The organism is Rhodococcus sp. APC 3903 (genome assembly GCF_030407755.1).
Classification (GTDB): Bacteria; Actinomycetota; Actinomycetes; order Mycobacteriales; family Mycobacteriaceae; genus Rhodococcus_F; species Rhodococcus_F erythropolis.
On the sequence record NZ_JASDCV010000002.1, the window covers coordinates 222,679 to 248,578 of the forward strand.

Annotated in this window: 24 protein-coding genes; 12 read left to right on the forward strand and 12 right to left on the reverse strand. The window is 63.3% G+C overall.

Features of this window, described 5'->3' with window-relative positions; translation table 11 throughout:
* Positions 1 to 46 precede the first annotated feature (46 nt).
* Positions 47 to 1,417 carry a sulfatase gene (locus QMA15_RS03495; protein WP_020905704.1) on the forward strand — a complete coding sequence of 457 codons (1,371 nt, stop codon included), beginning with the start codon at positions 47 to 49 and terminating at the stop codon, positions 1,415 to 1,417.
* Here QMA15_RS03495 and cysC read toward each other — a convergent pair.
* From cysC to QMA15_RS03535, 8 genes are all read right to left on the reverse strand, one after another.
* The gene (cysC, locus tag QMA15_RS03500; protein ID WP_290283687.1) at positions 1,414 to 3,294 is read right to left on the reverse strand and encodes an adenylyl-sulfate kinase; all 1,881 of its coding nucleotides are present in this window, start codon (positions 3,292 to 3,294) and stop codon (positions 1,414 to 1,416) included. The two genes, QMA15_RS03495 and cysC, sit on opposite strands and share 4 nt — an antisense overlap.
* Positions 3,294 to 4,208, reverse strand: coding sequence for a sulfate adenylyltransferase subunit CysD (gene cysD / locus QMA15_RS03505; protein ID WP_019746328.1), 915 nt, complete (start codon positions 4,206 to 4,208; stop codon positions 3,294 to 3,296). Before cysD ends, cysC begins: the two co-directional genes overlap by 1 nt.
* A complete protein-coding gene (locus QMA15_RS03510) occupies positions 4,205 to 5,014 on the reverse strand; it encodes a Stf0 family sulfotransferase (RefSeq protein ID WP_019746329.1) in 810 nt (269 codons plus the stop codon). The genes cysD and QMA15_RS03510 overlap by 4 nt, the downstream gene beginning before the upstream one ends.
* 122 nt (positions 5,015 to 5,136) lie before the next feature.
* On the reverse strand, positions 5,137 to 6,078 hold the full coding sequence (locus QMA15_RS03515; RefSeq protein ID WP_182262317.1) for a CopD family protein: 942 nt from the start codon (positions 6,076 to 6,078) through the stop codon (positions 5,137 to 5,139).
* A gap of 4 nt (positions 6,079 to 6,082) precedes the next feature.
* Positions 6,083 to 6,601, reverse strand: coding sequence for a copper resistance CopC family protein (locus tag QMA15_RS03520; RefSeq protein WP_029254160.1), 519 nt, complete (start codon positions 6,599 to 6,601; stop codon positions 6,083 to 6,085).
* Positions 6,601 to 7,269 carry a YcnI family protein gene (locus QMA15_RS03525; RefSeq protein ID WP_020905708.1) on the reverse strand — a complete coding sequence of 223 codons (669 nt, stop codon included), beginning with the start codon at positions 7,267 to 7,269 and terminating at the stop codon, positions 6,601 to 6,603. Before QMA15_RS03525 ends, QMA15_RS03520 begins: the two co-directional genes overlap by 1 nt.
* 52 nt (positions 7,270 to 7,321) lie before the next feature.
* Positions 7,322 to 7,837 (reverse strand): hypothetical protein, encoded by a 516-nt coding sequence (locus QMA15_RS03530; protein WP_019746333.1) that lies wholly within the window; start codon positions 7,835 to 7,837, stop codon positions 7,322 to 7,324.
* Between the two features lie 14 nt (positions 7,838 to 7,851).
* Positions 7,852 to 8,505 (reverse strand): DUF6474 family protein, encoded by a 654-nt coding sequence (locus QMA15_RS03535; protein ID WP_003944178.1) that lies wholly within the window; start codon positions 8,503 to 8,505, stop codon positions 7,852 to 7,854.
* A gap of 124 nt (positions 8,506 to 8,629) precedes the next feature.
* Between QMA15_RS03535 and QMA15_RS03540 the strand changes: the two genes are divergently transcribed.
* Positions 8,630 to 10,186 (forward strand): TM0106 family RecB-like putative nuclease, encoded by a 1,557-nt coding sequence (locus tag QMA15_RS03540; protein ID WP_029537352.1) that lies wholly within the window; start codon positions 8,630 to 8,632, stop codon positions 10,184 to 10,186.
* Positions 10,187 to 10,324: 138 nt separating this feature from the next.
* Positions 10,325 to 12,652, forward strand: a complete 2,328-nt coding sequence (locus QMA15_RS03545) for a bifunctional diguanylate cyclase/phosphodiesterase (RefSeq protein WP_290283688.1) — start codon at positions 10,325 to 10,327, stop codon at positions 12,650 to 12,652.
* A 55-nt stretch (positions 12,653 to 12,707) separates the two neighbouring features.
* On the opposite strand, the gene QMA15_RS03550 is transcribed toward QMA15_RS03545, so the two are convergent.
* Entirely contained in the window at positions 12,708 to 13,475 is a 768-nt protein-coding gene (locus tag QMA15_RS03550) for an SDR family NAD(P)-dependent oxidoreductase (RefSeq protein ID WP_019746337.1), read from the reverse strand.
* A 158-nt stretch (positions 13,476 to 13,633) separates the two neighbouring features.
* On the opposite strand from QMA15_RS03550, the gene QMA15_RS03555 reads away from it, so the two are divergent.
* The 4 genes from QMA15_RS03555 to QMA15_RS03570 are packed head-to-tail and all read left to right on the forward strand — an operon-like array spanning position 13,634 to position 17,482.
* Entirely contained in the window at positions 13,634 to 14,224 is a 591-nt protein-coding gene (locus QMA15_RS03555) for a hypothetical protein (RefSeq protein WP_020968068.1), read from the forward strand.
* Complete coding sequence (locus QMA15_RS03560) at positions 14,217 to 14,867, forward strand: DUF6308 family protein (protein WP_020905714.1); 651 nt, start codon at positions 14,217 to 14,219, stop codon at positions 14,865 to 14,867. Before QMA15_RS03555 ends, QMA15_RS03560 begins: the two co-directional genes overlap by 8 nt.
* 35 nt (positions 14,868 to 14,902) lie before the next feature.
* Positions 14,903 to 16,360: an HNH endonuclease signature motif containing protein gene (locus tag QMA15_RS03565; RefSeq protein ID WP_279164395.1), complete on the forward strand. Its 1,458-nt coding sequence runs from the start codon at positions 14,903 to 14,905 to the stop codon at positions 16,358 to 16,360.
* A gap of 3 nt (positions 16,361 to 16,363) precedes the next feature.
* Entirely contained in the window at positions 16,364 to 17,482 is a 1,119-nt protein-coding gene (locus QMA15_RS03570) for an FAD-dependent monooxygenase (RefSeq protein ID WP_279164396.1), read from the forward strand.
* On the opposite strand, the gene QMA15_RS03575 is transcribed toward QMA15_RS03570, so the two are convergent.
* Both QMA15_RS03575 and QMA15_RS03580 read right to left on the reverse strand, forming a co-directional pair.
* Entirely contained in the window at positions 17,445 to 18,011 is a 567-nt protein-coding gene (locus QMA15_RS03575; RefSeq protein ID WP_279164397.1) for a GNAT family N-acetyltransferase, read from the reverse strand. The genes QMA15_RS03570 and QMA15_RS03575 overlap by 38 nt on opposite strands.
* On the reverse strand, positions 18,008 to 18,691 hold the full coding sequence (locus tag QMA15_RS03580; RefSeq protein WP_020905717.1) for a TetR/AcrR family transcriptional regulator: 684 nt from the start codon (positions 18,689 to 18,691) through the stop codon (positions 18,008 to 18,010). Before QMA15_RS03580 ends, QMA15_RS03575 begins: the two co-directional genes overlap by 4 nt.
* Before the next feature lie 102 nt (positions 18,692 to 18,793).
* Here QMA15_RS03580 and QMA15_RS03585 point away from each other — a divergent pair, with 102 nt between their 5' ends.
* From QMA15_RS03585 to QMA15_RS03605, 5 genes are read left to right on the forward strand one after another with little or no spacing between them, the layout of a single operon-like run.
* On the forward strand, positions 18,794 to 19,984 hold the full coding sequence (locus QMA15_RS03585; protein WP_007735955.1) for a lipid-transfer protein: 1,191 nt from the start codon (positions 18,794 to 18,796) through the stop codon (positions 19,982 to 19,984).
* 42 nt (positions 19,985 to 20,026) lie between these two features.
* Complete coding sequence (locus QMA15_RS03590) at positions 20,027 to 20,458, forward strand: SRPBCC family protein (RefSeq protein WP_019746343.1); 432 nt, start codon at positions 20,027 to 20,029, stop codon at positions 20,456 to 20,458.
* Between the two features lie 7 nt (positions 20,459 to 20,465).
* Positions 20,466 to 21,341, forward strand: a complete 876-nt coding sequence (locus QMA15_RS03595; RefSeq protein WP_290283689.1) for a MaoC/PaaZ C-terminal domain-containing protein — start codon at positions 20,466 to 20,468, stop codon at positions 21,339 to 21,341.
* A gap of 41 nt (positions 21,342 to 21,382) precedes the next feature.
* Positions 21,383 to 22,249, forward strand: a complete 867-nt coding sequence (locus tag QMA15_RS03600) for an SDR family oxidoreductase (protein WP_007735961.1) — start codon at positions 21,383 to 21,385, stop codon at positions 22,247 to 22,249.
* Positions 22,250 to 22,253: 4 nt separating this feature from the next.
* Positions 22,254 to 24,452, forward strand: coding sequence for an acyl-CoA dehydrogenase (locus QMA15_RS03605; RefSeq protein WP_080909307.1), 2,199 nt, complete (start codon positions 22,254 to 22,256; stop codon positions 24,450 to 24,452).
* Between the two features lie 19 nt (positions 24,453 to 24,471).
* Here the strand turns inward: QMA15_RS03605 and QMA15_RS03610 are convergent, their stop codons facing one another.
* Complete coding sequence (locus QMA15_RS03610; protein ID WP_134998612.1) at positions 24,472 to 25,884, reverse strand: amidase; 1,413 nt, start codon at positions 25,882 to 25,884, stop codon at positions 24,472 to 24,474.
* Between the last annotated feature and the right edge of the window lie 16 nt (positions 25,885 to 25,900).

A 25,900-nucleotide genomic window follows, 5' to 3' on the forward strand; every position in this document is an offset into this window, starting at 1 on the left:
ATTCGAGCTGTTGCCGCACGTGGGCAGGGCAACTAGCCTTGCCCACGTGTCGGCTGCGCGAGATAACGTCCTGATCATTCATTGGCACGACCTGGGCCGACACCTCGCGAGTTACGGTGTCGCCGGGGTCAACAGCCCCAACCTGGACCGGCTGGCGGCAGAGGGCATCCGGTTCACCGACGCACACGCGACGGCGCCGCTGTGCTCACCTTCGCGCGGTTCTCTCTTCTCGGGCAGGTATCCGCACAACAACGGTCTGATCGGGTTGGCGCACCACGGCTGGGAGTACCACGCTGAGGTGCAGACGCTTCCGCAGATCCTCTCCGACAACGGTTGGTACACCTCGCTCTTCGGCATGCAGCACGAGACTGCGTACCCGAAGCGGCTTGGCTATCACGAGTACGACGTCACGAACTCGTTCTGCGACTACGTGGTTCCGCGCGCCCAGAACTGGCTACGACGCTTCCCGCCCGAGCCTTTCCTTCTCACCACGGGGTTCTTCGAAACGCATCGGCCGTACCCGGCCGATCGCTATACCCCGGCGGACACCGCAGCGCTGGAGGTTCCCGGATATCTTCCCGACGTGCCGCAGGTACGCGAGGACCTGGCCGAATTCCACGGCAGCGTAGAGGTAGCGGACGCCGCGGTGGGTGATCTGCTCGGGACTCTCGAGGAAGAGGGGCTCGACGAGAACACGTGGGTCTTCTTCCTCACCGATCACGGCGCCGCGTTCCCACGTGCCAAGTCGACGCTCTACGCCCCCGGCACCGGCATTGCGTTGATCGCTCGCCCTCCGGCTCGGTATCGCAGTGGCGGAAAGGAATACGAGACACTGTTCAGCGGTGTGGATCTTGTTCCGACCATTCTCGATCTCCTCGGTATCGATGTCCCCACCGAGGTGGAAGGGCGCTCGCACGCCGATGCCCTCGTCGATCGTGGAACCGAGCCGTCCGAACCCGTCCGGACCTCCTTGTTCACGGAGAAGACCTTTCACGACAGTTTCGATCCCATTCGCGCGGTGCGCACCAAGGACTACAGCTACATCGAGAACTACGCTGTCCGCCCCGCTCTGGATCTTCCGCTCGACATCGAGGACAGTCTTTCCGGAAAGGCGCTCGGCACCGAGCATCTGGCGGTACGCGCACCCCGGGAGCTGTACGACCTTCGTGCCGACCCCGACGAGAAGATCAATCTGATCGATCGACCGGAAGTCTCGGCAATACAGGCGGAATTGTCCTCGCAGCTTCACACGTGGCGCGCCGAAACGGATGATCGTCTCCCGGACGAGGCATTGGGAAGCGCGATGGCGGTGCATCGCATGGCGGCGTACCTCGAGAAGATCGGTGTCCGACCCAACGTGCGGTCCGCCTACAGTGCGGACCGCGGTTACCTCGAGTCGGACACCGAAAACCCCTAAGGCCTCGCGGCTTCGCGCTCCTCCAACAATGCGACGACCCGCCCGACCAGTTCGTTGATGTCAGCGCCTGTCGTATCGAAAGCCAGGTCCGGGTCCTCCGGAGTCTCGTACGGTGCGTCGATTCCGGTGAGCCCCTTCAGTTCACCGGCCCGTGCACGCGCGTACAGGCCCTTGGGATCTCGGCGTTCGCATTCTTCGACGGGAGTGGTGACGGCAACTTCGAGGAAAGTGAGCCCGGCAGCTTCGTTGAGAGCACGCGCAATTGCTCGATCCGAACGCAGCGGTGAGACCATCGACGCGATGGCCACGACGCCGGCGTCGGCGAACAGTCGAGTGAGATGCCCGACGCGCCGGATGTTCTCGGCCCGGTCTCCCGGCGAGAACCCGAGATCGTCGGAGATACCGTGGCGGACGTTGTCACCGTCCAGGAGATACGCGGTGCGTCCCGCGTCGACCAGCGCACGTTCGACAGCCACAGCGACGGTGGATTTTCCGGAGGCAGGAAGGCCGGTCAACCAGATCGTCGCGCCCTTCTGGGTGGTAGACGCCCACCGCCGCTGACGTTCGAGTGAAGACGGATGCCACTTGATGTCGTTGCGGGTCTGCTCACCGGGAACGACGACGCGTGGCTCGAGAATGGTGCCGGCGCCGACGGTGTCGTTGCTCTGCTCGTCGATCAGGATGAAGGCGCCAGAGTCCCGATTGTGGTCGTAGGTGTCGGCGACCACCACGGAACTGGTTCGGAGCGTGACCGTTCCGATGTCGTTGAGCCCCAGTTCGACTGGGCTCTCCTGCTCGTCGAGCGTCTCGGGGTCGAGTCGGGTGTGCAGTTCTTGAACGGTCGCTCGCACGGTCCGGGACGTGTGTTTGAGCGCTATCCGATCGCCCGCGCGCAATGGAGTGTTCGACAACCAGCAGATCGTGGCTTCGAGTTCTCGGGCCAGAACCGGCAAATGAGCCTGCGCACCGCCACTGACCAGAACGTCGCCACGTCCGACGTCGATGTCATCGGCCAGTTCCACCGAAACCGACAGTGGTGCAACGGCAGTACTGCGGTTGTCGTCGAGGGTGTCCAGGCTGATCACGGTGCTCTTCGATCCGGACGGCAGTACCACTACCTCGTCTCCGACGCTCAGTGTGCCCGCCGAAATTCGGCCGGTGTACCGGCGCCGATTCTGCGGATCGGGGCGCGAAACCCACTGCACGGGAAGCCGAAGTTCCTCGATGTGGGTCGCGGGCGCATGGAGTTCGACGCCTTCGAGATATTCGAGAAGTGTCGGCCCGTTGTACCACTCGGTGTTCTCCGAGCGGGTCACGACATTGTCGCCGGCTTTCGCGGAGACGGGGATGGCAAGTACGTCGCCTCGCCCGAGCTGGCGTGCCAATACCCGCAATTCTTCCTGTACCTGCGCGAATCTCGCTTCGTCGAAGCCCACCAGATCGATCTTGTTCACCACGGCCACAAGGTTCGGAACACCCAGTAGCGCTGCGATTCTGGCATGCCGACGCGTCTGACGCAGCACGCCGGTCCTCGCGTCGACCAGCAGGACCGCTACGTGAGCGTTGGATGCTCCGGTGAACATGTTGCGCGTGTAGCGCTCGTGTCCCGGGGTGTCGGCAAGGACGTAACTTCTGGTCGGAGTGGAGAAGAATCGGTACGCGACGTCGATCGTGATGCCCTGTTCACGCTCGGCGCGCAATCCGTCGGAGAGTGCAGCCAGGTCGGCGACACCGTGCTCGTCGGTCACGGAATCGAGGTGATCGGTTGGCAGGCTGTCGGTGTCGTGCAACAGTCGGCCGATCAGCGTGCTCTTGCCGTCGTCGACGCTACCCGCCGTGGCCAGCCGAAGGAGTTGGCGAGTGATGGTGGTGGTCATCAGAAGTAGCCCTCACGCTTTCGGTCTTCCATCGCGGCGACCGAGGTTCGGTCGTCTGCGCGAGTCTCGCCTCGTTCGGAAACCGTCGCGGCCGAGATCTCGGTGACGACGTCGTCGATGGTGGTGGCGTGCGATCGAACGGCGCCGGTGATGGTCAGATCGCCGACGGTTCGATATCGCACCCACTCGGTCGTTGCCGCGGCGTTCTCGGCGTCGGTGCTGAATTCCGAAGCAGCGAGGAGCATTCCGTCGCGCTCGAATACCCGCCGTTCGTGCGCGAAATAGATGGGCGGCAGTTCCAGTTCCTCCTGGGCTATGTAGCGCCAGATGTCGAGTTCTGTCCAGTTGCTCAGCGGGAAGACACGAACGGACTCTCCGCGTCTGATCCGACCGTTGTAGAGCGACCACGGTTCGGCCCGTTGCGCCCGAGGGTCCCACTGGCCGAACTCGTCACGGAAGCTCAGGACTCGCTCCTTGGCTCGCGCACGTTCCTCGTCCCGGCGGGCGCCGCCGAATGCGGCGTCGAATCGCCCGCCTTCGAGAGCGTCGAGCAGAGTTCTGGTCTGCAGGCGGTTTCGCGATCCGCTGGTCTCGGTCGACTCCTGCACTCGACCCTGGTCGATCGAATCCTGAACGGAAGCAACCAGTAGTGTGTGCCCGCCCTCCTTGATTCGGCGGTCGCGAAATTCGATGACTTCCTCGAAATTGTGACCGGTGTCGACGTGTAGGACGGGGAAAGGGAGTGGGGAGGGTCGAAACGCCTTCTCGGCGAGTCGAAGCAGGACTATCGAGTCCTTGCCGGCTGAGAAGAGCAGTACCGGTCTTTCGAGTTCTGCCACCACCTCTCGAATGATGTGAACCGCTTCGGATTCGAGAACTCGGAGTTCGTCGACAACATCGGTGACGGTGCTCATGTGACGGGGTATCCGTTCTGTTCGGCGTCGATGCGATAACGCTGCACCCATTCGCGGGAGCGTCCGTCGCTCTGACGACGCAGCGGCGGTGGTGGGGCCAGTTGTCCGTCGAGACCGAGGGAAATGAGGGTTTTTGCGACCACGGACTGCGGGTCTTCGGTGAGATCGCGGAACCCGATCTCGATGGGGGAGATGTCCTCTTCCTCGAACCAGCGCTTCCACTGTCGTTCCTGCTCACCGAGAATCGTCACCAGGTGTGCGATTCCGAGCGCGTTGTACTGCGCACCGTCCGAGAGATTCGGTGGGGTCGCGTCGTCGCGCCAGACCTGCGTCTGCACGGCTCGCCACATCGATACAGCCTGAGCGACAACATCTTCTCGATAGACGTGGATGAACTGCAGGTCGTGATCGAGAGTGTCGTGGAGTGCGGAACGTAGATCTGTCCCACTGCGCCACGGCAATCCGGCTGCGCGATCGAGCAGGAGCGGTGTCTGATTCCACATCAGCTTGCCGCCCCAGACTCCGTTGGGTGTTCGGCCGAGTTCGAGAAGTTGTGTGCGCCACTGCTCGGAGGTGCGGGTGTCCGGCGTACCCGGGTGGAACGGGGCGAGCAGACCCAAGACGGACTCGTCCGTGACGTCTTCGAACCACTGCCTCGGTTGCGGCGAACGCGAGGTCTCGGGGAGGTACTGGAAGAACTCTTCCGGCTCACCCGCGACCCCTGTTGCTCGCAGGGATTCGACCAGCAAAGTACTGCCACTGCGCTGCGAAGCGCAGACGAGAAACGAGCGTTGGGCCTCCGTCATGCGAGCAACGCTAAGGGTGGCCGGAAACCGCCGCAAGCTGGGAAAATAAACTCACGTAGAGGTTAAATCTCGACGTGAAACGTTAAATGTGCGGGTCACGAAATCTTGTGCTGAGGCACGTCTTACGCAGTTGTCGCAAGGGCCGCGGCGAGCCCGAATGCGATGGCCATGAAGACAACTTCACCGATGGCGCGGCGCAGGGATCCGTCCGAACTCATGCGGTGTGCAGCACTTGCGACCACCCATGTCCGGCGCCACCACCATCCCAGTGCGACGAGCATTGCGATCGCCACGATCTTGGCGAGGATCACCCGGCCGTAAGCGGTGTCGTAGGAGGCGGAGAGCGAGTCGAGTCGCACGACGGCGTTGACGATACCGGTGACGACCAACGCGAGGACACATCGCCAGGCGAGGGCGGAGTACCTGGGCAACCAGATCGCCCAGGCACCACGCGACGGTACGGCAAGCGCGAGTGCGGCCAGCACGCCGAACCACAAGGCCGCAGCGAGGACGTGAACGGCGTCGAGGATCGATCCGAAGCTCTGCTGCGCCATGTGCCCGGTGATCGGGCGGGCAGCGAGCGCCAACGCGGAGACGACCAATGCCGGTGCGACCGGCACCGTCTCGGGATTGGTGAACCCGTAGATGCCGTAACAGACCACGGCAAACGCGCACGCGATGATCGCGACACCGACGCGGCCGACGTTGACCTCGGAGACGAATGCGCCGAAGTGCCCGATGGTCAGTGAGGTGACCGGGGCGCCGTCTGCCGCTGCGGCATTGAGCACGAGGAGCGTGATCTCGGCGACGAGCCAAACCGCTGCCGCCGCGGTGAGCTGAGTCCACATGATCGCGGGGGTTGTTGCCGGACGGCGTTCACTGCGGCCCATCCAGGCAAGCGTCGCGATGCCGAGCGTCAACGAGCCGCATCCGATCGCGAGAACGCGGACAGTGCTCGACGATTCGGGTCCCGACGGACTCGCGAGGCCCCAGGCGATCAGGACTCCCAGCAGCGCTGTGGGTACGGCAAACAGCAACCACCACCTGTTTGCCGTACCCGTCACGCGATCAGCTCGACTTCGGCTTACGGAGCACGAAGAACAGCGCACCGCCGAACACGACGACGCCGGCGACGATGAAGATCCACACCGGCATGCTGCCGGACTCCGACTCACCCGTACTCGACGCAGCGGCAGCGCCGGGAGTGCCCGACCCCGCCTCGGTGAGGGTGAAGGTCAGAGTTCCGTTGACGGGGTGACCGTCGGCGGAAGTGACTCGGTACGCGATGGTGTAGACGCCGGTCGGCCCGAGATCGCCGAGGTCTGCACTGACAGTGGGTCCTTCGACGGACGGATCGCTCTTGGTCCAGAGGTTGCCGTCCGGGCCGGTGACCGTCAGTGCCGCGAACTGCGCCTGCAGAGCCTCGTTGAACGTGACCGAAACCTTGTCAGGCGCAACCTGAATGGACGCGCCGTTTTCCGGGTTGGAGCCGACAACCGCGGAGTGCGCACTGGCCGTGCCCATTCCGAGCATCGTGGCCAGCATCGCGAGCATGCCGACGGTGATGACCTTGATCCGGGTACTCATCAGCGCTTGCTCCTGACCAGTGCGCCGAGGCCGAGTGCAGCGCCCAAGGCGCCGAGCACCAGGCCGACGCCGCCGAGCCAGCGCGCGGTGTTGTCTGACGAAGAAGATTCGGAAGCAGCGGACGTCTCGGCAGTGTTATCGGCAGCAGGCGCTCCGTGAGCATCGCCGGTGGATGCGGCGAGAGTCAGCGTCGGCGCGGGCTTGTCCGGCTCGCTGCCGTCGGCAAGTTCTTCCTGATCCCAGTTGACGACGTTGCCGTCGCTGTACGTCTGGACGGCCTTGAACTCGACCTCTTCCTGCTCCGGCAGCGGGCCGGCGGAAAGGACGAACTGCTGGAACTGGCCGGGGGCGATTCCGACGCCGGGGTCGGCCGTCCAGGTCACGGACTTCGCGACCAGCGAGGTGGGGTCCTTCTCGACGACGGCGGTCCAACCGGGCATCGGTTCGGTGCGTGCCGACTTGAGGTCGGGGAGGGCCACCGTCAGCTTGGTGGTCGAAGCGGTGTCGGATTCGGTGGGCACGCGGAACGTGAGAACGGAGTACCCGCCCTGCGTAGCTCCTGGTGCGACGACGCTGACGTGTGCTGAAGCAATTCCGGCGGCCAGCAGCACAGCGCTGCCGGTAGCGACGGTCGTGACAACCGCACGCGAAATCAGGGTGTTCTTCATGTCGGGAAGTGTCCTCTTGGTCTGGTGAAGGGGTGGGGAGTTCTACGAATCTTCAGACCAGGGCAGGAGGACCGCGCCGCGAGATGCTGGCGCGAAGAAGGGCGTCGACGGGTCCGTGATGGATTCCGGTCGAGACGGTGTGGCCGCGGGAAGTGACGGCGGCGGGAGCCAGGGACGCCAGGACGACGTGAAGAGCGTGGGTGACAACGCGGTAGAGGCGCTCGGCGGCCAGGACCGCCACCGCACAGGCGACGGTGGCACCGGCGTGAGCACCGAGCATCACCAATCCCGGAGCGGGCGAATGAGCGTGCTCGGAGAGCGTCATGGTGGTGTGGGCGGCAAGCTGACCCAGGCCAAGCGCCACGATCAGGGCAGCGGGCCCCCGGGAGAGGGCGGGAAGGGTGGCCGTCACGGCGCCGACGGTTGCGCAGACGGCGAGCAACAGGGTCAGCGACGACGACTGTGGCAGCTCGCCTCCGCCGATTCCATGCGCGGCGACAGCGAGAGCAGCCGAAGCGGAACCGACAGATATCCCCCGGAGGGTCGCGGTCTGCTCGGCTGCTCTCACTGGCGTTCTCAGGTCTAGCGCACGCCGAGACGTGCGAGCAGATCTGCTTCGACGCCGTCGAGTTCGGAAGAAATTGCCTGGTGAGCTGCCTTACGGCGAGCCTGCGGCATCTGCTCGGCAGCGCGAACTGCCGTGCTGAGATCGCCGAGGCGCTCACGGATGGCGGCGGCAAAACGCTGCGTCTCCGCATCGTCGGGCTTGCGGCTGAGGATCTCGGTGACCGAGCTCTCGGCACCGGCGATACGAGCGCTCAACTTCGCGCCGTGACCGGTGTAGTCACCGAGCTGGTCGACGGCGATGCCCATCTTCTGTGCACGCGTGGTGTCGAGCTGGGCGCGCACAGCCGTGGCAGCGCGGTAGGCGATCGGCAGGAGAACGGGGGCAAGCAGACGTGCCACACCCAGGTACTTACGCACCTTGGCGACAGTCAGGCCCTGATTCGCAGCGGCTTTTTCCTGCGCCTTCAGGGTCGCGATCTGCGCCTTTTCGATCTTGTGCTGTGACTCGATCTCGGCTTTCTCCAGCTTCTTGAGCGACTTGGTCTCGACCTTGTCGCGCTTACGCTGGCTCTTGGCGTTGAGCTTCGCCTCGACCTCAGCCTTGTGCTTGAGAGCCTTTGCCTCCGCCTTGCGGGTGGCACGAGACTTTCGCTTCTTGAACAACCCCATCGAAAAGGACCCCGTTTCCAGGTGTTTGTGTGTTGCCAGGTACCTGCGCTTCGGCTTCAGCCTAGGGGAGCACATAATCTTCGTCATCGTGTGTTCCGTTAACAACCCCGCGCCCCAGCTCCCGATCATCGATTCGGGGGCGTTGACCCGATGCCGTCATCGGGTGCGTCTGGACGGGTTGTTTCCCGGGAAATCGGCTTCGGAACCCGTCGACACCGGCGTCAAGCAGCGCCAGGATGCCGCGATCGCGAAGCGCGCGGAGATCGCCGAACTCGTGATCGGCGCTGCTCCCGAGCGTTGGGTGAAGATCAACCCCGATCAATCGGCGTCGGCTCAGGCTCGTGACACACTTGCTGCCTGTGAGGCCGGCGCGGACCGGATCTGGGGCGCGGTCTTGCCGGTCGAGCGCGACACTGGACGCAAGGGCCGCTGCGAAATGCTCATCCGTGACGACGAGGGCGGCGGGTACATCCCCGTCATTGTCGTCAATCACAAGGTGACCGATCCCGGCCAGGGCGCGATCACCTCGGGGCTCTTCGAATGGGAGCCCGCGGTCGATCCCAAGCGCAAGGTTCGCAGTCAGGTCCGCGATCAGATGCGCGTCGCGCAGGTCTATCGGATGCTCGAGCGTCGTGGGCTGGCGAGCCCGTCGCTCACGGCAGGCGCGATCGGATACAACGGAGACTGCGTCCTCGTCCACGACCTCAGTGCGATTCTCGACGACTACGACGAGCGTTTCGCCGACCGTATCGCTGTTGCCCGCGGTGAGGTGCTGACGTCTCCGTCACAGGTGAGCGAGTGCAAGTCGTGCCCTTGGTGGACCGAATGCAAGCAGGAGTTGGTTCGCAACCGCGATGTCAGCCTGGTGGCTGTCGGATCGCGAGCGGAGCTTCTGCGCGACGTCGGCTGCAACACGATAGATCAGCTGGCCGCCTGGGACGGTGAGCCGCTCGAGGATTGGCCGCACGGAAATTTCGACGACGCAGTCGTGATCGCCAAGGCGTGGTTGGCAGATGCTCCGTTGGTGCGGCGGTTCGAGAAGATCTCGGTGACTCGGGCGGACATCGAGATCGACGTCGACATGGAGAGCTATCAGGAGCACGGCGCCTACCTGTGGGGAACGCTGCTCAATGTCGGTGGCTTCTCGATGTATCGAGGATTTGCGACGTGGGATCCGCTGCCGACGCGTGACGAGGCGCGGTCGTTCGCGGAGTTCTGGGGCTGGCTGATGGCGGAGCGTGCCGCAGCCGCTGCTTCGGGTAAAACCTTTGCCGCATACTGCTATTCGCGTTCGGCCGAGGACAAGTGGTTGTTGGACTCGGCGCGCAGGTTTGCCGGTGAGCCCGGGATTCCGAGCAAGGACGAGATCCGTGAGTTCATCGACAGTCCGCAGTGGGTTGACATCTATCAAGCGGTGAGCGATCAGTTCATCTGCCCGAACGGCAAGGGACTCAAGAAGATTGCCCCCGTCGCCGGGTTCAACTGGCGTGACGCCGAAGCCGGTGGTGAAGCGTCGATGGCGTGGTACCGCGAGGCGGTCGGCTACGACGGTGAGCCGGACGAGACGCAGCGGACACGCATCCTGCAATACAACGAGGACGACGTCATTGCCACCAAGGTCCTACGTGAGTGGATGACGGACCGCGCGGAGAAGGAAATTCCGCTGGCTTCCGAGTTGTAGCGCCGATCCGTTCTGTCGCTATTGTCTGAAACATCCTATTTAACAGTGTGTTTCAATTCGTAGTTTCTCGTCATCGTGTGTCCCGAGCCCGCATCCGCGCTACCTTCATCTGGTCGGCTCCACGATGGAGGGTGTTGCATGCTGAGCAGGCTGACTTCGAGTGCGAGCGACGCCGAACTGTCTGACGTCGAGCGGCGCGACCTCTTCGCACGCCAGATACTGCAGGTGACGACGGTCGCGCCACTGGCCAACATGGTCAATGTACTCAGCGTGTGCGCTTTGCTTGCGTATGTCATACCCCCCGGTCACAACGAGTTTCGGGTGATCTGGGGTTCTGCGACCTTCTTGGTTGTCCTCAATTCGGTGCGCGTCTGGATACCGCGAGTCGTCCTGAAGGGCCGGTACACGCCCAAACATACGACGAGGTACGACTACTGGGCGCTCATGCTCGAGGTGATCCTGCTTGGGCTTCTGCTTGTCGTTCTCGCCGCAGCGATGCTGCTCGTGACGGACAACTCGCGAAAGCTTGTGCTTATAGCGACATTCGCCGGAGTCATGGGCGCCGGCGCCGTGGCATTGTCGACGGTTCGGTCGATAGCGGTAGCGTGGATTCTGGTGCACAGCATCGGATTGCTCGTCGTTATCCTGCCTAAGAGAACCACCGAATACACTGTCCTCTCGTTCCAGTTGGTCGTTTACTCGGTGACACTGATTATCGGCGTCGTGTACCTCTGGGCGTCGTTCCGAAGTCGTTGTCTTGCCGAGTTCGAGGCTGCTGCCGAGCGCCAGACGGTCAGTTTGCTTCTCGACGATTTCGAGGGCGGGTCACGCGACTGGCTGTGGGAAGTCGACACCACCGGGACGTTGTCGCACACCTCCGCTCGGCTGTCGCAGATCTCGGGAGTCTCCGTCTCCGACCTGCGAACCCTGTCGCTGCGCGGATTGTTGGATCGGCTCGACGTCGGTTCGACGAAGAGTGGACGAGCCGCGGTCCACGTCATCGGAGATCACCTCGACCGCCTCATGCCGTTTCGAGAGGTCGTCATTCCCGTTCGTGTCGGCGGCGTCGACCGATGGTGGTCTCTGTCGGGTCATCCCAGGCTTTCCGAGGCCATGGAGTTCGTGGGTTGGCGAGGCGTGGGCTCGGACATCACCGAGAAGTACAACTACGAGCGGCGAATTCTGTGGCTCGCTGCAACCGACGGACTGACCGGGCTCCCGAATCGCCGGACGTTCGGCACGGAGCTGTCCGACGCGCTCGGCGCTGTCCGGACCGGCGAGCAGGTTCTTGTCGGCATCCTCGACCTGGACAATTTCAAGTCGGTGAACGACACGTTAGGACACCCCGTCGGCGACAAATTGCTGATTTCCGTTGCTGCACGGCTCAATCGGGTGGTCGACGGTGCCATGTGTGCCCGAATCGGTGGCGACGAATTCGGCGTCGTCTTGCGGGGAACAGGGGACGGCGGCGAGGTGTTTGCTCGCTATCTGGGTGCACTGCGTGAGCCGTTTTTCGTGCGGGGGAATCGCATCGAGGTTCGTGCATCGATCGGTTATGCCAGCTCACCGGCAGATTCCGAAGACGCGGACACGCTTGTCATGTCCGCCGACCTGGCGCTGTATGCGGCAAAATCTGCCGGCAAGAACCGGGTCGGAAAATACTCACCGGCGCTGCGGGCGCGGGCCAGGGAACGAGCATCGGCCCTGCAAGAGCTTGGGCTTGCGATCGAGTCTCGGCAGTTCGAGCTGTACTACCAACCGCAGGTTCGTGCGGACACCGGCCGCGTCGAGGGATTCGAGGCACTGCTTCGCTGGAACCACCCGGTGCGGGGAGTGCTTGCGCCGCGCATCTTCATCGATGTCGCGGAAGAGACGGGTTTGATTGTCCCGCTGGGGCTTCAGGTTTTACACATGGCCTGCGCCGAAGCGACGACCTGGCCCGATGATACCTACGTGACGGTAAACGTCTCTCCGGTGCAACTGATGTCGTCCGGCTTCGGATCAGCAGTCAACGATGCGCTGGAGGCATCCGGTCTGTCCAGCAAACGGCTTCAGCTGGAAATCACAGAGACGGGAGCGGTAGAGGAGCTTGCCGTCGCCGAGCTGGATCGCCTGCGTGCCACCGGAATTGCGATTGCCCTGGACGACTTCGGAACTGGCTATTCGTCTTTCGAGAGTTTGAAGAAACTGCCGTTGGACATTCTCAAGATCGACCGGTCGTTCATCACCGAACTGAGCGAGGGTGATTCGGCAGTTGTCACTTCGGTGGTCGAGGTGGCGAAGGCGCTCGGTATGCAGTCATTGGCGGAAGGCGTGGAGACGGCCGACCAATTGAGTCTCTTGCGTACCGCCGGTTGCGAATTGGTTCAGGGTTACTACGTCAGCCGACCGATGCCGGCGACGGAAGTGGCCGAGTACCTCAGCGCAACTGCCCAATCCAGCGGTGGGTATTTTCATTCGTTCTGACAACTGTGCGCCTTTATTAACCGCGGGCGGTTAATAAAGGCGCACAGCAGGGAAGTTAGCGCGGCGCCATGCGGAGAGCGCCGTCCATGCGGATGGTCTCGCCGTTGAGGTAGTCGTGCTCGACGATCATCTGCGCGAGCTGCGCGTACTCGGACGGCTGGCCCAGGCGGGACGGGAACGGAACGCCGGCCTCGAGGCCCTTGCGGTACTCGTCGGTGACGCCTGCGAGCATCGGGGTGTCGATGATGCCGGGGGCGATGGTGTTGACGCGGATGCCGAACTGCGCGAGGTCACGGGCAGCCGGAACAGTCATGCCGTGCACGCCGCCCTTGGAAGCGGAGTACGCGATCTGGCCGATCTGTCCTTCGAAGGCAGCAACGGAAGCGGTGTTGATGACGACGCCACGCTGGCCGGACTCGTCGACGGCCTCGGTCTTGGAGATGGCGTCGGCGGCCAGGCGCATGACGTTGAAGGTGCCGAGCAGGTTGACGGTGATGACCGTGCGGAACAGCTCGAGGTCGTGCGGACCCTTCTTGGACAGGATGCGTCCCGCCCAGCCGACACCGGCACAGTTGACGACGATGCGCAGCGGGGAGCCCGACTCGACGATCTGGTTGATCGCTGCCTCGACCTCTTCGCCGCTGGTCACGTCGGTGGGGATGAGAGTGACGCCGGCGGGGACGTTGTCGCCTGCGCGCTCGATCGACGCGGGCAGATCCAGGCCGAAGACGGTAGCACCGGCGTCGGCGAGGCGCTTGGCTGTTGCGGCGCCGAGGCCTGATGCCGCTCCGGTGACCAGTGCTGCGGTTCCCTTGATTTCCACTTCGTGTGCTCCTCGAGTTAGCGATCGGTAAGGCGGTGGTGCGTGTCGAGAACCATAACGCGAGGGTGTATGTGAGGGCGAACGCGCGAGACCCGCGTAGGGCTGGGTACCTTGGACGCGAGGTCTGAGAGCAAAGCACCGGACGAGAGGGGACCTGCGTGAGCAAGGCGCCTGTGCGTCCCGCCGCTTCTGTCGAGAATTTCGAGCGGTTGCAGCGCGACCCGCTCTTCGAAGATCTCGCCGAGCTGATTGCCGAGGTTCTCTCCTACGCGTTCGATGCGCCGGCCGCCGTCGAGATCGAACAGTGGACGATCAGTTGCCTGCCGTCGACAAATCGATCGGCGGAGCGCCATCGCTTGTTCACACTCAACATCGGTCCGATGGAGATTCTGAGCGTCGAGTGCCATCTGGTCGGCGGTAAGCCGATCGAGCACGTCATGTCCGTGTACGTATCCAGTTCGGCACTGGAGTCGCGAACCGGCTGCAGCATCGAAGAACTCGATGCCAAGCACGATCTGGTCGCCATCAGACGCACCGAGTTGGCGTCCGCCGACGGCGACGGGACCGTGATCGACTGCAGTCTCGAGGACTCGGATGCGTTGGAACAGTTCGCCCTACTGCCTGTCGACGTGACGACGGTACGTCCACTCGCGGAGCATCTTGTTGCCAAGGGCAAGGGCCCATTTCGGCAATATCACAACTCCGGGTTCGCCAAATATGTACTGGAAAGGTCGCTCGACCATGGTTGATCAGTTGCCCATCCGCCTCCCGCGTGTGCTGCGAGACGGGGACGATGCCGGCGCGGTCGACGTGCTGCAGGAATACTTCACGAGGCCGCTCCGAAAGACGGGCTATCTCCGTACCGGTGCGCTGTGGGATTCCTGGGATCCCAGTGGCAACCGCGATCGTGATGCGAACATCTTTACCGCGGAAGATCTTGTTGCGGTGACGCTTCTGTCGGTTCAGGTTCCGGCGCAAGGGGCCTTCTTCCTGCTCGGGGAGAACAATGCCGAACTGAACCGACTCCTGGCCGACGTGGGCCCCGATCGCGACCTGTCGAACGAACCCGATCCCTTCACTCCGGAATCTCCGGTGTGGCGGTTGGAGACGGCGCTTCGAGAGATTCACGGTGTCGGGCGAACCATGGCGTCCAAACTGATCGCACGTAAGCGTCCGCGGCTTCACCCGATTTACGACGACGTCATCGGGCGGGAGTTGGGAACGAAGGCTGCCCATCTGGAACCGGTACGAGAGGCCTTGCACGACGGAGAATTACACGTGCGATTGCTCGACTTGCGAGTTCGGGCCGGACTGGACGATGCCATTCCGGCGATCCGGGTGCTGGATGTGCTCGCCTGGATGCAGGGTAAGGGATACAAACCGGCACTCTAGCTTTCTTGTCGGTGGGCAGGTCTAGTCTCGAATGTATGTTCGATAATGGATCGACGGGCGGTGTGGGCGCAGTCGTAGATGACGGCCGTCCTGTCGTCGATCCACTCGTGCTGCCGGACATACTCTTTGCAACGGCGCAGAGCGAGAACATGCTGGCCGCACAGAAGGTGCTCGGTGCATCGATGTTGTCGGAGTCGAGATTCAATGCGGAACTCGACGTGTCCGGTGATGTCGACAAGGCGTGGCGGATCGCGTGCAACGAGATCGCGGTCATGCTCACGTGTTCGCGGCGCACAGCCGAAGTTCACATCGAGATCGGTGACGCCTTGCGCGAGTTCCTTCCGCTCACCAAGGCTGCATTTGCTGCCGGCGAGCTGGACTATGCGCGTGTGCGCAAGATTGTCGACGGACTCACCGGGGCCGCCCCCGAGGCGATCGCAGCACTCGAGCGCCGAGTACTTGCCTCCGCGCACCGTCTTCCGCCCGGGCAACTGGAGCGCGACATTGAACGTCAGCTCTTTGCCTACGATCCGGACGCTGCCGCCGAACGTCGCCGGAAAATGCTGGAACACCGCGATGTTCGCACGCGTGCAGACCGTCACGGACTCGCCCAGTTGCAGGCAACACTCAGCGCGAACGAGGCTGTCGAAGCGCTTGGCCTGATCAACGAGGCCGCCGGAAGCGTCTGCAACCACGATCCACGAAATGCCTCGACGCGCCGGGCCGACGCGCTGGTTGCTCTCCTGCACGGTGAGAACGGGCTGACTTGCCAGTGTGGCAGCGAAACGTGCGAGGCAGTATCCCCAGCAAGTCGATCAACTGCGCCCTCACGTCGGAAGCCGTTGCTGCACATCGTGTGCGATCTGGCGACGCTCCTCGGGTTGACGTCAGATCCCGCGAGCATCGACGGGTACGGGCCAATCGATCCCGACTTTGCTCGCGAGCTTGCCGCCGATTCCACTTGGCAGGCACTGTTTGTCGACTTCCGCTCTCAGGCCGCCGGGAATCGACCGCGTCGGCAACATGCTCCGACTGTCCTGCCGCTTGTCACCCGACGTGATCGCCTGAGTCGCGAACCGAAAGGCTGCGGAGATCGGATTCGGGCGATGCAACGGTTGGTCGCGCGAGCCCCGGACATAGTTCGAAGATCGGATGGGCATGGCGCCCAGCCCGATCCACCTCCCGGCGCGCTGACCTATGCTCCGGGAGCGGCTCTGGCCGCATTGGTGCGGGCCGTCGACGGTCACTGCCGGTTCCCTGGTTGTTCGGTGCCCGCGAACAGGTGCCAACTCGACCACATCACCGAGTTCGATCCTTCCGATCCGAGACGTGGAGGGTGGACCATTGTGAGCAACCTCCAATGCCTGTGTCGTCATCACCATCAGGTGAAGACCTACAGGTTGTGGACACCAGTGATGCTGGAGGACCGTGCCATTCACTGGACCGACAAAACCAGCGGGTTGACGGCTGTCACGGTTCCGGAGAGGATCTGACCTGTGCCGGAAGGACAATGCGCGGGAATCGTCGGCGGGGGAATTGGCGGGCTGACGGCTGCCATCGCGCTCCGCAAAGCAGGCTGGGATGTCACCGTGTACGAGCGTGCATCCGAGTTCACGGAGGTAGGCGCCGCCGTCGTGTTGTTTCCCAACGCTCTGGCAGCGTTGGACGAAATCGGTGTAGGCCCCCAGATCAGGGCGAAGTCGCTTCCGTACAGTTCGGGCGCGATCAGGAATCTGCGCGGCCAAAATCTGGTGACGCGCAGAATTGGTGATCTCGCCGGCGGGCGCGATCTGGTGACAATCCACCGTGCCGATCTGATCGAGGTATTGGTTCGCGCAATCCCCGCCGAGTGCCTACGCACCGGAACCAGGGTGACGGGCGTGGGCTGCGGAGATCATGGCCGCGGCGAGATAATCACCGACGGTGATACCGATCGATCTGACGTCGCTCGATACGACCTTGTCGTTGCCGCGGACGGTGTGCACAGTGTTGTGCGACAGCAGATCTGGCCCGGCGAGGGAACCGTGGAACGGACCGGCGTGTCCGCTTGGCGCTGGATCATCGATGGTCCACCGCCGGATTTTGTCGGACAGGTGTGGGGGATTCGAGGGGAGTTCGGGATTCTTCCGTTGGCGGGCAACCGCACCTCTGCCTTCGCGGGTGCGCGACGCGGTGTCGAGAGCCTCGAGCATTTTGCTGACTGGCCCGCACCGGTGTCGCAACTGGTCGCGAACGCTGACCCAGCTCGCATCATCGTGAACGAGTTGCTCGAGATTCGGACCCCGAAGTTGTTGACACGCGGCAAAGTTGCGTTGATCGGCGACGCCGCTCATGCCATGCGCCCACACCTCGGGCTAGGTGCGGCTTTGGCCATCGAGGACGCCGTTACTCTCGCCGCTTATGGGCACGACCTTGCAGGCTACACGAAAGCTCGGCGGCGCAGAGTTCAAGCTGTTCAATGGATTTCGCGACACATGTCGACCGTGGTGATGCCGGCGAGTCGCCCGTTGGCGGCAGTGCGTGACGTCGCTGTGCGGTTGACTCCCGACATTCTTGCCTTGTCGGTCTTCGGTGTGATCAACCGCTGGCGGCCGAAGCCGATCGAGAAGCGCTGATTTCGAAGATGGTCTCCAGACCGTCTTCTTCGTCCCACTGCTCACCGACTTCGTTGAAACCGTACTGGCTGATCAGATTTCGCGATGCGATGTTGTCCGGGCTGATGGTCGCTCGAACGATGTGCACTTCGGATTGGCGACTCGCGACGTCGAGAAGTATCTCGAGGGCAGTTCGTGCGTAGCCCAGTCGCCGGAATGCCGGATCGATGCGATATCCGATCTCCACCATCCCGCGCGCATCGGGGCGACCATGGAATCCGGCCAACCCCACCGGCGTCGAGGTGCGGGCATCGACGGCGATGCGGGTGATCCACGCGCTGTCGAGTGGGTTCCCGGTTATCTGCGTGCTCCGGTAGCGCCACAAGCCCTGGCATTCTTCGCCGAGGAGATACGGGGTCAGGAGGTTGGGTTCGAGTTCCATTGCGAGAGTAGCGTTGTCTTCACCCAGTGCGTGGAGGGCGAGTGGTGGAACCCGGATCAGTTGAAGTCCACGTCCGTCGAGTGCCCAGGGTAGTTCGGTAACTGTCACAGGTCGGCGATCGGAGTCGACAGAGTTATGTCGACGCCGATGCTCCGAAGATTACCGTCCAGAACCTGCCAGATGGAGCGCCCGAGGAACTCGGCCAATTCCGCACTGGTCACATCGGAACCCGGCTGGCTGAGCCAACGGTTGACGCTGACGTCGACCAATCCGATGACGCCGAAAGCCAAGGGCTCCGCCATCTTCGACGATTTGCCGCGGCTGGCGAGGATTGCACCCAACAGGTTCCCCAATTGCACGGCGATGGCCGTCTTGGTTCCGGTCACCACTTTCGAACCGGTGGCCCGCGTGCTCGGCGAGCCCTTGCCTAAAAAGTGGTGCAGTCGTGGGTATTTCACAATCCACTGGAGGTAGGTCTCGACTGCCCGTGAGATGGCCTCGCCGACCGTGCCCTGTGGCGTGAGGGTGGGTGTCAGGTCGGTCATCATCATCTCGAGGATGCGAACTCGCAGCTGCTCGTCGAGGTCGGCTCGATCCTTGAAGATCCGGTAGACAACGGAACGTGGGACGTCGGCGCGCTCGGCGATCTGCTGGACGCCGACGTCGGCGCCACCTTCGTTGACTGCATCGAGTGCTGCGTCGAGGATCCGCGCTTTGCGCTGCTCCTTGTGATCGTTCCAGCGAGTGCTGCGCCCGTCGGGCTGCGCCGACTCGGCTGTTTTTGTCATAAATCGAACGATACTCACCCCGCCATTGACTGGACAAGATGTCTCACATACTTTGGTGGGACAGCGTGTCACACACAGATACCGTTCTCTTCAGGAGTGGCAATGAGTAACAGGGTTTTTGTCGTCGGCGTCGGCATGACGAAGTTCGAGAAGCCGGGAGCCCGCGAGTGGGACTACCCCGACATGGCACGCGAGTCGGGTACCAAGGCGCTCGAAGACGCGGGTATCGACTACACCGAGGTCGAGCAGGCATACGTCGGCTACGTCTACGGCGAGTCCACCGCAGGTCAGCGGGCTGTCTACGAGCTGGGTCTGACGGGCATCCCCATCGTCAACGTCAACAACAACTGTTCGACGGGATCGACCGCGCTCTACCTCGCCACGCAGGCAGTCAAGAGTGGTCAGGCCGACTGCGCACTGGCGCTGGGCTTCGAGAAGATGCAGTCCGGGTCCCTCGGATCCACCTACGACGACCGTGAACAGCCACTCATGCGGCACCTCCTCGCTCTCGCCGAGCTGCAGGAGTTCGCGATGCCGCCCGCTCCGTACATGTTCGGCGCGGCCGGCGTCGAGCACATGGAACGCTTCGGAACCACTGCAGAGCAGTTCGCGAAGATCGCCGTCAAGAACCACAAGCACTCACTGAACAACCCGTACGCGCAGTTCCAGGACGAGTACACCCTCGAGCAGATCCTCGAAGCACGCCAGATCCACGGGCCGCTCACCAAGCTCCAGTGCTCGCCTACCTCGGACGGATCCGGCGCGGCGATCATCGCCAGCGAAGCATTCGTCGAGAAGCACGGGCTCGCTGCTCAGGCGATCGAGATCGTCGGACAGGCCATGGTCACCGACATGAACAGCACCTTCGAGGACAAGAGCGCCATCAGCCTCGTCGGCGCCGACATGACTCGTAAGGCCGCTGAGAAGGTATACGCGCAGGCCGGGATCACCGCCGATGACGTCGACGTCATCGAACTCCACGACTGCTTCTCCACCAACGAGTTGCTGACGTACGAGGCACTCGGACTGTGCGCCGAAGGTGACGGCGGCAAGCTCGTCGACGCCGACGACACCACCTACGGCGGACGCTGGGTGGTCAACCCGTCCGGCGGCCTCATCTCCAAGGGTCACCCCCTCGGCGCAACCGGCCTTGCCCAGTGCGCCGAACTCACCTGGCAGCTCCGCGGAACCGCCGACAAGCGTCAGGTCGACGGCGCGAAGGTCGCGCTCCAGCACAACATCGGACTCGGCGGCGCAGTTGTCGTGACCGCATACAAGCCCTACGCACGCTGAATCACACCCACAACCCGCCAGCTACCCACTAGGAGTTTCATCATGGCTTCCGTTTCCGTCTCCGCTGTACTGCCCGCATCCCCCGAGAAGACCTGGGATGCGCTCTCCGACCTGTCTCGCTGGGAAGAGTGGCTCACCATTCACCAGGGCTGGAAGAGTGAACTCCCCACCCAGGTTGCGTTGGGCGCCAAGTTCACCGAGGTCGTCTCCGTGATGGGTATGGCAAACAAGATCGAGTGGACCGTCGAAGAGGTCGAGGTTCCGAAGATGGTCAAGATTGCCGGTACCGGAATGGCCGGCGTCACCGTCGAATTCGTTCTCTCGGTCGAGGCCGACGGTGCCGGTTCGAAGGCAACCGTCGACGCCAGCTTCAAGGGCACCATGATCGTCGGGCCGATCGGCAAGGCAGTAGCCAAGAACGCCAAGGCTGATCTCGAGGCCTCGCTGGCCAAGTTCGCCGAGCTGGTCGGGTAACGGCTCGATGACGACACCGAAGACCAACGCGGTCGAATTCGATACGTCCGGGCTGGACGTATGGACCGATCCGGAGCACTTCGAGGTGACAGCCGAGCGCATCGCCGAATATGCCGCTGCCACCAACGATCCCATCGAGCGACACCTGAAGGGCGAGATCGCTCCACCGGTCTTCGCGGTGGTACCCGTCTTCATGTCGATGGCACCCGCTGCGCTGTCGGTGGCGCCGGTCGAACTGCTGATGAAGCTCGTTCACGGTGAGCAGGACTTCCTGTTCCACCGTCCGATCTACCCCGGTGACCACCTTGTCGCTCGTGCCAAGCCCATCGGATTCGAGGGCCGAGACAACGGATCCACCGTCATCATCTACGTCGAAACCAAAACCGACAAGGGTGAATTGGTCAACGAGCAGTGGATGACGGCCTTCTTCCGCAAGGTCGACGCGGGCCCCGGACTTGGCGAGAAGGCTCCCGAACACCGATTCGACGACGCTCTTCGCGCTGGTAGTCCCGCAGCGGTGGTGAACCAGCACATCGACGAGGACCAGACATTCCGGTACTCACCGGCTTCCGGCGATCCGATGCCGATTCACCTCGACGAGGAGATCGCTCGGATGTCCGGTCTCCCCGGAATCATCAACCACGGACTGTGCACGATGGCGTTCACGTCGTGGGGAGCCCTGACCGAACTGGCAGGCGGCGAGACCGAGCGGTTGCGCCGTCTCGCAGTGCGATTCGCGAAACCCGTACTCCCGACACAGGACATCGAGACGGTGTTCTACAAGTCGGGTTCGGCAGACGGAGCCACGTCGTACTCGTACGAAACCAGCGCGGTCGGCGACCTCGTCATCAAGGACGGCCTCGCGGTCATCGCCGACAAATGAGTCTTCATGTCCGACAACTGAACTGATGGGAATCTGAACTGATGGGAAGTCTCGACGGTCGCGTAGCGATCATCACCGGAGCAGGACGCGGCATCGGCCGTGAGCATGCGCTGCTCTTCGCTCGTGAGGGTGCGAGCGTCGTGGTCAACGATCTCGGCGGCGCAAACGACGGATCGGGCGCAGATGCCGGCCCGGCGCAGCAGGTAGTCGACGAGATCGTCGCCGCAGGCGGAAAGGCTGTTGCCAACACCGACAACATCGCCACCTGGGACGGGGCCGAGGGCCTCGTCAAGCAGGCCGTCAGCGAGTTCGGCCGACTCGACGTACTGGTCAACAACGCGGGCATTCTCCGTGACGCCTTCATTGCCGGCATGGACGAGAGCCAGTGGGATGCAGTCATTGCCGTGCACCTCAAGGGTCACGCGGCGACGCTGCACCACGCTGCCGCGTACTGGAAGGACCAGAGCAAGGCAGGCGAGACCGTCAACGCTTCGGTCATCAACACCGCTTCGGCTTCGGGTACCTTCATGCCCAACGCGGGCCAGGGCAACTACGGCGCCGCCAAGGCGGGCATCGCAGCCCTGACTCTGGTGGCCGCTGACGAGCTCGATCGATACGGCGTGCGTGTCAACGCTATTGCGCCGATCGCGCGTACTCGGCTGACGCTGGCGACACCCGGTATGGGCGCGTTGTTCGCCGCCGAGGTCCCCGAGGGTGAGTTCGACGCGTTTGCGCCGTCCAACATCTCCCCGCTGGTGGCCTATCTAGCGGCAGCGGATTGCAAGCTGACCGGCAAGGTGTATGCCGTTCAGGGTGGGGCCATCACGGAACTCGCCGGCTGGCACGGTGTGAACACCATCGAGAGCGAGGGTCCCTGGACCACCGCCGACCTCGCAGAACGTCTGTAAGCGCATGGCACGCAACGCATACGAACTCGGCCTCGGGCTGAGTGAGGAGCACACCGCACTCGCAGATTCGGTGCGGTCATTCGCCGAGCGCACCATCACTACCGAGCAGGTGCGCGCGGCGGTGGAGTCGAGGACCGAGGACAAGTTCCCCGAGTTTTGGACGGCCCTGGTCGGGCAAGACCTTCTCGGGCTCGCGGTTCCGGAAGAACAGGGTGGTCACGGCGCCGGTCTGCTGACCTTGGCGGTGGCACTGGAAGCATTGGGCCGCACTGTCTCTCCCGGCCCGTTTGTTCCGACGGTATTGGCAAGCGCCGTTCTCGGTGCCGCCGATTCCAAGGCGGGACCCGAGTTTCTGCCGGGCCTGATCGACGGAAGTCGTACGGCAGCAGTCGCCTTGGGTGCACCGTTGACGGCCGAGTCGTCGGACGGCGGATACAAGATCACGGGCGCACTCGACGGTGTGCTCGGTGGTGAACACGCCGACGTGCTGCTGGTCCCGATCCAGTTGCCCGAGGGTGTCCGCTACGCGGTGCTCGAGAGCAGCGCAGTCGCGATCACCGTGCAGGACAGCATCGACGTGCTGCGCGGCAGTGCGCGGATCGAAGCTGACAATGTTCAGATCAGCGCCGAACGGATACTCGACGGTCTCACCGAGGCGCGGGTACGGTCCATTGCCGCAGTCGTTCTCGGTGCCGAAGACGTCGGCGTCATGTCCTGGTGTGTTTCCACTGCGTCGGAGTACGCCAAGACACGCGTGCAGTTCGGGCGACCGATCGGTCAGTTCCAGGGCGTCAAGCACAAGTGTGCGCAGATGGGCATTGCGCTCGAGCAGGCACGCGCCGTTGTGTGGGATGCGGCAAGCGCATTGGACAAGGGCGACGACACGGCAGATTTTGCCGCCGATATCGCCGCAGTCATCGTGCCGGACGCCGCAGTGCAGGTAGCGCAGGATTGTGTGCAGGTCCACGGCGGCATCGGATTCACGTGGGAGCACGACGCCCACCTGTACTACCGCCGCGCGCTCTCGATCCGCGGCATTCTCGGCACCCGCGAGGATCGTGCCAACCGTGTTGCGCAGCAGGCACTTGACGGTGTCAGCCGGGCTTCGGTTCTCGAACTGCCGCCCGAGGCAGAGGAGATCCGCGGCGACATTGCGGCCGAGCTTGCCAAGTTGGTCGAGCTCGACGAGGACGACCAGCTGATCGCGCTCGGCGACGGCGGCTGGGTTCAGCCTCACCTGCCGAAGCCGTACGGGCGCAGCGCCGCTCCGCTCGAGCAGATCGTCATCTCCCAGGAGATCAAGGCTGCGGGTATCTCGATGCCACAGCTCCTGATGGGCACCTGGGCCGTGCAGGCCGTCGTAGCGCATGGTTCGGACAAGCAGAAGCAGGAATTGGCAATACCGACCCTGCAGGGTGAGCTGGTGTGGTGCCAGCTCTTCAGTGAGCCCGGTGCTGGTTCCGACCTCGCGTCACTGTCCACGAAGGCCGAAAAGGTCGACGGCGGTTGGAAGATCACCGGTCAGAAGATCTGGACCACGGTTGCTCAGTTCTCCGACTGGGCAATGCTGATCGCCCGTACGGACGCCACCAAGCCGAAGCATCAGGGCATCACCTACTTCGTGCTCGATATGTCGACACCGGGCATCACCGTCCGCCCGCTGCGTGAGATGACGGGTTCGGCGTTGTTCAACGAGGTGTTCCTCGACGACGTGTTCATCCCCGACGAGAACGTGGTCGGCGAGGTCAACGACGGCTGGAACGTCGCACGTACGACGCTGGCCGGCGAGCGCGTCGCCCTGAGCCAGAAGATGGAGGCGTACGCCTCGGACTCCGATCTACTGAAGTTCGCGAAGTCAGCAGACCTGAGCCCGATCGGGCGCTACCGCGTCGGCGAGCTGGTGGCCGAGAGTCAGGCGATCGACCTCATCGGCTCCCGCGTTGTGCTCAAGCAACTTTCGGGAATCGACGTGAGTACGACGTCGAGCGTCGGCAAGCTGTTGGCGATGAAGATCAGCCAGTCGATCGCCGAGTTCGTCGTCGCCGAACTGGGTGCTGCCGGAGCGGTCAGCATCCCAGGTCAGCCAAGCGACAAGGCGATGGAGCAGCTCATTTCGGGCCGTGCCACCACCATTTACGGCGGCACAACCGAGGTGCAGCTCAACGTGATCGGTGAGCGCATGCTCGGATTGCCGCGAGACTGAGGGTATCTACGGGTGAGGCTCAGTCCTGGATTCTTCTCCAGGGCTGAGCCTCTTCCAATTCGAAGGCCAATTCGAGGAGTGTGCGCTCGTCGCCGAGATCGGCGGAGAAATGCGAAGCCAACGGCAAACCGTTGCTGGTCTGGTGCATCGGTAGCGAAATCGCGGGACCACCGGAGATGTTGTTCAGCGGCGTGAACGACGTGTACGCGATCAACTTGTCGAAGAGCTCCTCGAAAGGCTGAGCGGGAGAGAGGTATCCGAGCTCGGGGGTGGTGTGCCCCAGAGCCGGCGAGAGCACGACGTCGTACTTCAAGAACATGGCGCTGTACTGCTGCTGGAGCCGTCGCAGGCGGTAGAGCACGCGCGGCGTCTTCACCAGGTTCTTCCGGTACAGCGTGTAGAGGCCCTTGGTGAGATTGTCGGTGCCTGACTTGTCGAAGTCGGGCCCGAGCATCTGTTTGCCACCGGTGGAGATGGCAAACGACAAAAATCCCCAGTAGATGCTGAAGTCGTCGATGAATTCCGGTCCGACTGGCAATGCCGCGTCCTCGACGTGATGGCCAAGGCTTGCAAGGAGTTCAGCCGTAGCTTCGACGGACTTGCGTGTCTCGTCGTCGGTCTTGGTGACCGTCACGGAATCGGTGATCACGCCGACGCGCAGGCGGGTTGAGCTGGGTCCTTCGATCAGGCGAACCGGTGCGAGTCGTGGATTGCGGTAGTAACTTTCGGCCGCTGACATCCATCGTGCGGTGTCGCGAACCGTGCGGGTGACGGCGCCCTGAGAGATCAGCCGGATCGGCATCGACTTGTCGGCCGGATCGGCGATGGTACGGCCGCGAGTGGGTTTGAGTCCGACCAGTCCGCAGGCAGCGGCGGGAATGCGAATCGATCCACCACCGTCGTTGGCGTGCGCGATCGGGAGGACTCCGGCAGCAACCAGTGCGGCAGCGCCACCCGAGGAAGCGCCCGACGAGTAGGCCGGGTTCCACGGGTTGTGCACGGGTTCTTCCGTCATGTACTCGGTGGACGCACTGAATCCGAACTCGGGCAGTCGGGTCTTGCCGATCGAAATGGCCCCGGTGGAGAGGAACTGCTTCGCGAAATCGCTGTCAGCCTTGGCGGGGACTGCTGTGAAGGCGGTGCTGCCCTGCTGGGTGGGAAGGCCGGCGCTGTCGGTGTTGTCCTTGATCGCGGTGGGGACGCCGGCGAAGATACCCGTGGCCGGCCGGTTGCTCCTGGCGAGGGCGCGATCGAAATCTGTGCAGGCCAGACCGTTCAATTGCCCCTGCACTGCCTCGGCGCGCGCGATCGACGCCTCCATGACTTCCCGTGCGGTTACCTCGCCTGATTCGATCCGGGCGGCGGCGCCGGTGGCGTCGAGATCGCCCAGGGCGTCATCGGTGAATGCGTGGACGGGGGTGTTGGGGCTCATGGGGATCCTTGTCAGG